Source organism: Streptomyces sp. NPDC028991, from assembly GCF_055564775.1.
Map to the genome: position 1 here is coordinate 48,659 of NZ_JBVHVP010000033.1, position 6,916 is coordinate 55,574.

At 66.6% G+C, this 6,916-nt stretch carries 5 protein-coding genes; 4 read left to right on the top strand and 1 reads right to left on the bottom strand.

What is annotated here, in order from left to right:
• Window positions 1-41 precede the first annotated feature (41 nt).
• The 4 genes from ACZ4V1_RS33635 (at window position 42) to ACZ4V1_RS33650 (ending at window position 5,072) form a co-directional block, all read left to right on the top strand.
• Window positions 42-1,781: an alpha-glucosidase gene (locus ACZ4V1_RS33635; RefSeq protein WP_468344178.1), complete on the top strand. Its 1,740-nt coding sequence runs from the start codon at window positions 42-44 to the stop codon at window positions 1,779-1,781.
• A 43-nt stretch (window positions 1,782-1,824) separates the two neighbouring features.
• Window positions 1,825-3,141, top strand: a complete 1,317-nt coding sequence (locus tag ACZ4V1_RS33640; RefSeq protein ID WP_468344181.1) for an ABC transporter substrate-binding protein — start codon at window positions 1,825-1,827, stop codon at window positions 3,139-3,141.
• Window positions 3,142-3,252: 111 nt separating this feature from the next.
• Complete coding sequence (locus ACZ4V1_RS33645) at window positions 3,253-4,146, top strand: carbohydrate ABC transporter permease (protein WP_468344184.1); 894 nt, start codon at window positions 3,253-3,255, stop codon at window positions 4,144-4,146.
• A 2-nt stretch (window positions 4,147-4,148) separates the two neighbouring features.
• Complete coding sequence (locus tag ACZ4V1_RS33650; protein ID WP_468344187.1) at window positions 4,149-5,072, top strand: carbohydrate ABC transporter permease; 924 nt, start codon at window positions 4,149-4,151, stop codon at window positions 5,070-5,072.
• A 1,254-nt stretch (window positions 5,073-6,326) separates the two neighbouring features.
• Here ACZ4V1_RS33650 and ACZ4V1_RS33655 read toward each other — a convergent pair.
• Window positions 6,327-6,551, bottom strand: a complete 225-nt coding sequence (locus ACZ4V1_RS33655; RefSeq protein WP_468344190.1) for a hypothetical protein — start codon at window positions 6,549-6,551, stop codon at window positions 6,327-6,329.
• Window positions 6,552-6,916: the final 365 nt, after the last annotated feature.

The following is a 6,916-nucleotide window of genomic DNA, read 5'->3' on the forward strand; positions in this document are numbered from 1 at the left end:
ACTTCACTTTAAGTAGCTGATCACACACGATGAGGTTTGCCGTGCCCGAAAACGTAGCCAGCCCCGCCGATTCCTGGTGGAGCAAGGCGGTCGTCTACCAGATCTATCCGCGCTCCTTCGCAGACTCCAACGCGGACGGAATAGGCGACCTTCAGGGGATCACCGAGCGTCTGGACTACCTCTCAGAGCTCGGCGCTGACGTCTTGTGGCTTTCCCCGGTCTACCCCTCACCGCACGACGACAACGGCTACGACATCAGCGATTACCAGGACATCGACCCGCTGTTCGGCACGCTGGCCGACTTTGACCGGCTGCTGGCCTCGGTACACGAGCGTGGCATGAAGCTGGTGATGGACCTGGTCGTGAACCACACCAGCGACGAGCACCCCTGGTTCACCGCCTCCCGAGACGGCGGACCGAGCAGCCCGAAGCGCGACTGGTACATCTGGCGTCCCGCCCGCGACGGGATGGAGCCCGGGACGCCCGGAGCGGAGCCGAACAACTGGGAGTCGTGGTTCTCAGGCCCCGCCTGGACGTACGACATCGCCAGCGGCGAGTACTACCTGCACACCTTCTCCCGCAAGCAGCCCGATCTGAACTGGGACAACCCCGAAGTCCGCCAGGCCGTGTACGCGATGATGCGCTGGTGGCTGGAGCGCGGGGTGGACGGCTTCCGCATGGACGTCATCAACCTGGTCTCCAAGGATCCGGCCCTGCCCGACGGCATCGTCGCCGAAGGCGCCCGCTTCGGCGACGGCAGCCCGCACTACGTGTGCGGGCCGCGGATTCACGACTACCTCGCCGAGATGCACCGCGAGGTTTTCGCCGGCCATCCGCGGCGCCTGCTGACGGTCGGCGAGATGCCCGGCGTCACCGTCGAGCAGGCCAGGCTCTTTACCGATCCTGAACGGCGCGAGCTCGACATGGTCTTCCAGTTCGAGCACGTCGGTCTCGACCAGGGCCCCGGTGGCAAGTTCGACGTCCGCCCCTTGAAGCTGACCGACCTCAAGGCCAGCCTCGGCCGCTGGCAGACCGGCTTGGGCGGGACCGGCTGGAACAGCCTGTACTGGAACAACCACGACCAGCCGCGGGTGGTCTCACGCTTCGGTGACGACTCGCCGTTCTACCGCTACCGCTCGGCGAAGCTGCTGGCCACCGTCCTGCACCTGCACCGCGGCACCCCGTACGTCTACCAGGGCGAGGAACTGGCCATGGCCAACGCGCCCTTCGCCGCGATCGACGACTTCCGGGACATCGAGTCCCTCAATCACCACCGCGATCAGCTGGCCCTCGGCGCCGACGAACAGCAGGTCCTCGCTGGGCTGCGGCACCGCAGCCGGGACAACGCCCGCACTCCCATGCAGTGGGACGCCACCGAACACGCCGGCTTCACCGCCGGCACGCCGTGGATCGCGGTCAACCCCGACCACACCGAGATCAACGCCAAAGCACAGCAGGCAGACCCCGAGTCCGTCTTCCACTACTACCGTCGCCTGATCGCCCTGCGGCACACCGAGCCCGCCCTCACCCACGGCGACTTCCACATGCTCCACTCCGACCACGAACAGCTCTACGCCTTCACCCGCCACGACGCGGACCGGGGCACGGAACTGCTCGTCCTGGCCAACTTCAGCGGCAGCGACCTCACCGTCGACCTGCCCGACGGCTGGGAGCACAGCGAAACCCTGATCGCCAACGTTCCCGCCACCGACCCGCTCACCCAGCCGCACACCCTGCAGCCGTGGGAAGCCCGCGTCCACCGCCGCCGCACCACCAGCTGACACCGCCCGCCCTTGTCGCAACGACGCACACCAAGGAACAGCCATGAACATCCCGCGCACCCGCTCCGCCCTTCGCAGAAGGCCGCTCCTCCTCGCGGCCTGTGCCCTGGCCCTGCTGGCACCGCTGACCGCCTGCGGCGGCTCCGACAGCGCCGAGGGCGACGGCAAGACCCTTCGCCTGTGGCACTACGAGCAGGAGGACGGGGCCCTGAGCAAGGCATGGGACGCGGCCATCGCCGAATTCAAGAAGACCCACCCTGACGTCAAGGTCGTCTTCGAACGCAAGACGTTCGAGCAGATCCAGCAGAACGCCGGCATGATCCTCAACTCCGACAAGGCGCCCGACGTCATGGAGTACAACAAGGGCAACGCCACCACCGGCCAGCTCGCCAAGCAGGGCCTGCTCACCGACCTCACCCCGCTCGTGAAGGAACACGGCTGGGACAGGAAGATCAGCGAAGGGGCCTCCGTCACCGCCCGCTACAACGACAAGGGCGAGATGGGCGGCGACACGTGGTACGGCATACCCAACTATGGTGAGTTCGTCCTCACCTACTACAACGACGACCTGTTCAAAAAGTACAACGTCGACAAGCCCACCGACTTCAAGAGCTTCGAAGCGGCGCTGGCGAAGTTCAAGGCCGCCGGCATCACCCCGCTCGCCAACGCCGGCAACGACCATCCCGCCAGCCACTGGCTCTACCTGCTCGCCCTGTCCCAGGCGAACAACACCTGGGTCGACAACTACCAGCGCTACCTGGGCAAGGTCGACTTCCACGGCCCTGAGATGACCTACGCCGTCGACAAGTACCAGGAGTGGCTCGACAAGGGCTACTTCGACAAGAAGGACGTCGGCCTCAAGGGCAGCGACATGGTCGAGCAGTTCGTCTCCAAGAAGCGGCCCATCATGGTCGGCGGCAACTGGTGGTTCGGCAGCCTGACCACCGACATCAAGAACTTCCAGTGGTCCACCGCCGCCTACCCGGGCAGCGAGAGGACCCTCGGTTCCGGCGGCAACAACTGGGTCATCCCCACCAAGGCCAAGAACAAGAAGCTCGCCGAGGACTTCATCGACATCACCATGTCCGACAAGATCCAGAAGCTGATCGGTGAGGAGGGCAACGTCCCGCTCGCCGCCAAGCCGGCCGACATCACCAACCCCAAGTCCCGCGAGCTCACTGAAGCCTTCGCGCAGACCCAGGAGAACGACGGCCTGGCCTTCTACCCTGACTGGCCGGTCGCCGGCTACTACGACACCTGGGTCGCCGCCACGCAGAACCTCATGAACGGCGGCAAGGCCGACTCCGTCCTCGACGAGCTGGCGGCCCCCTACGAGAAGTACGTCGCGACCAGGCCGTGACGTTCCCGCCCCGGCCGTCGCTTCGTCGTGCCGCCGGCCGGTGACCACGCGTTCCGGTGGGCGGCTGCCCGGGCCCGCCGCGGCAGCCGTCCCGCCCAATCAGGAGCAACAGTGAAAACCAAACGTCACCCGCGGTCCACGGGCTATGCCGTCTTCCTTGCGCCGGGCCTGCTGCTGAGTCTGCTCTTCCTCGTCGTCCCGCTGGTGATGACCTTCTACTACAGCCTGACGGCGTGGCAGGGCATCGGCGATCCCACCTTCACCGGCCTGGACAACTACACCCGGCTCTTCCAGGACGCCGACTTCTGGGCCTCCTTCCGCAACATCGCGTTCGTCATCATCGGCATCGCCGTCGTCCCCACTCTTCTCGGCCTGTTCCTGGCCGCGCTGTTGTTCGACTACATCGGCAAGAAGCACGGCGACGGCATCGTGGGCATCTTCCGCTCCGGCCTCTACCTGCCCCAGGTCATCCCCGTCGCCGTCACCGGCCTGATGTGGGGATGGATCCTCGCTCCTGAAGGCGCCGTCAACAGCGTCCTGGACACCGTCGGCCTCGGCTCCCTCGCCGAGAACTGGCTCGGCGACCCCGACCTCGCCCTCTGGATCGTCCTCGGCGTCCTGGTCTGGATGCAGCTCGGCTACCCGCTGGTCCTGTTCATGTCCGGCCTGCAGCGCATCGATCCCGAGTTGTACGAGGCCGCCTCACTCGACGGTGCCTCCTGGTGGCAGCGCTTCACCCGCATCACCGTGCCCATCCTGCGGCCCGAGGTCTACGTCGTCCTGGTCACCACCACCATCGCCGGCCTGAAGGTGTTCGCCCAGATCTTCGTCCTCACTGGCGGCGGCCCCGGAAACTCCACCCTCGTTCCGGCCTACTTCGCTTACCAGAACTTCTTCGAACGCGCCGACGTCGGCTACGGATCGGCGATCTCCAGCACGATCACCCTGCTCGTGCTGATCATCGCCGGAACGATGCTCACCCGCCAGGCCCGCGAGGACGGATGACCATGACCACCGACACCACTACCCCTGCCACGTCCCGCACCGCGAAGACACACACCTCCGGCCCTGCCCCCGCCACGCGCCGGCGCAGGAACAAGGCGCCCCGCAAGCGCAGTGCAGGCTCCTACGCCGTCCTCGCCGCGGTCACCGTCTTCGTCCTGGCCTTCCTCGCCCCGTTCGCCATCATCCTGCTCAACTCCTTCAAGACCAGCGCCGACTACCGGACCAACGGGTCACTGTCCTGGCCCGAGCACTGGAACTGGGACATCATCGGCGACGTCTGGGAACGCGTCGACTTCACCCAGAAACTCGTCAACAGCATCCAGATCAGCCTCGGCGTCGTCCTCATCGCCGTCGTCCTCGCCCTCTTCAACGCCTACGCCATCGGAATCGGCCGCGTCCGCTGGCGCACCGCCTTCCTCGTCTTCTTCCTCGGCGTCAACGTCCTGCCACAGGAAGGACTGGTCTACCCCATCTACTACCTCTTCAAGGAGATGGGCCTGTACGACGGAAAACTCGGCTACACCATCCTCGTCGGCATCACCTACAGCGCCTTCGGCACCTACCTGCTCTCCTCCGTCTTCAGCAGCTTCCCCCGCGAACTCATCGAGGCCGCCTCCCTCGACGGCGCCGGCCGCTGGACCATCCTGTGGCGCATCATCCTGCCCATGAGCTGGCCCACCCTGTCGGTGATGTGCGTGTTCTTCTTCGTCTGGAGCTGGAACGAGTTCCTCTACCCACTCGTCCTGCTGATCTCCAACGACAACCAGACCGTCCCCCTCGGCCTGTCCGTCATGCAGGGCCAGTACACCAGCGACCCCACCGCCCTGAGCGCCGCCGCCCTCCTCGGCGTCATTCCCATGGTCGTCTTCTTCCTCCTCTTCCAGCGCACCCTCACCCGCGGCGTCACCGCAGGCGCCGTCAAATAGCCTGCTCACCGAGGGCCCACGCCACCCCGGATCCGGCTCACGCCTGCCCCGCCGCCGGATCCGGGGCTCATCTGTGCCAGTTAGTCCATTGAGCGGGTGGTCCGCATGCTTCGCGGCGAAGGCGGGCGCCTTCGGCGATCACGGCTTCCATGGCGGGTGAGCAGTACGGTGCGAGCGTCTTGAGGCGGCCGGTCCTGCGTGCCGGGGGCCGGGACAGCAGCCGGATCAGCGCTGTCCGGGGCCTGCAAGCAGTTCCGCCCCCTCACCGGTGAGCGGGCGGGCAGAGACAGATCACTTCCGCCGAGGGCGGCCCGGACAAGACCCGGCGGGGCGCAGTGAGACCGAGTTCTTGAGGAATGCGAGGCGGACCGTGGCGAGGGTTGTTCCTTCGCGGTCGGCGATGTCCTGGAGCGACAGGCGATCTTCTTCGTACCAGGTGCGCCACTGCACGATGCGGCTGGCGGTGTGCTGAGTTCGGCGGAACGTGGGCTCCAGTCGAGGGGGTGCTGGGTCAGCAGGTAGGTGACGTGGGCCGTGGTGGTGTTGAGTGCGCGCGCGAACTGGGCGATGGAGAAGTCGCCCATCGGCACGGCCTGCTGGAGCTGGGCGACGGTGATGCTGTCGGGGGCAGGCCCGGGAAGGACGAGGTGACGCAGGGCACGGGCAGAGAGCTGCTGCGGGGTCCACTGGAGTGGCTCGTCGATGCCGTGCTCGTCGAGGAGCACGTGCGCGGTGTGGGTGAGCAGTTCGGCTTCGGCTGGCAGGATCCGCCAGCGGAAGCGCTGGTACTGCTGGCGCTGCAATCCGGCGGCCGGCGCGAGGGCCGGTTGGGCGAGGTGCGGCGGGGAGCCCGTCAGAGTGTGGAAAATCCAGCGCTGGGCGTGCGCGACGTTGAGGGCGTGCGTCGAGCGCAGGCGGCTTTGCAGATCGCTCCAGCAGCGGGGGGGGGGACTTGCTCTGCCGTGCGGCCGGGGAGGCAGAGGCCGCCTCGCTCTCGGCCGGCTTCACTGCGGCATCGTCGCCGTCCTGGCTCCCGCTGCAACTGGTGATGGCCAGGATGATGACCACTGCCGTGGTCAGGCCGAGTCATCGCACTGTTTTCCCTCCGAACAAAACACCGGACCGGTCATGGTTCGCGGTGGGCGCAGTTTGTCACGAGGATCGATGACCAGTACATCAGGAACCGTGCGGCAAGGGTGCCTTGGGCCTGGCCGAGGAGATCCCCGCTCGCTGGGTCGCCGACCTGCTGTTGCTTCAGCGAGCCGGCCCGCGCTCGAAAGCCGAGCGTCGACCGCGGACAGGTTCGGGCATGCGGCCGGTGCCGGGCACGTATTCCAAGGTTGCGGTGCGCTCGGTGAGCATCTGGGCGAACGACCGGGCGTGACCGGTCACGGCGTCGAGCTCAGGGCAGTTGGCAAGGACGGCCTTGAGGCGGATCTGTTCAATCGCGGTCAGCTTCCGGGTCGGCTGAGGAGCCATCTCGTATCACCACGCGGGGTGCCGGGGACACAGCAGATGTTCAGCGCTTCGGGAGGCGGCCGGGCCGCCGCGTGTTCAACGTGCACGAGAAGCGACAGCACTCGCGAAGGCCGATGAAAGTGTTGCCGCTCCAGGCGGGCGGCCCCTACGAGCTACTGGATGCTCCAGCGGAGCGGATAGTCGGGATCGGTGGGGGAAGCGAAGACGGAGCTCGCCGGAGCGGCTCATGATGACCTCGGTGGGGTGCGGACCGGAAGGCGGGCGGTTCTTGGTCCTAGGAGTCGTCTTCAAAGGTGCTCAAGTGATGAGGGATCATGCTTGTCGTGGTGCGTCGTCATGAGCTTTCGGATGCTGAGTGGGCTGTG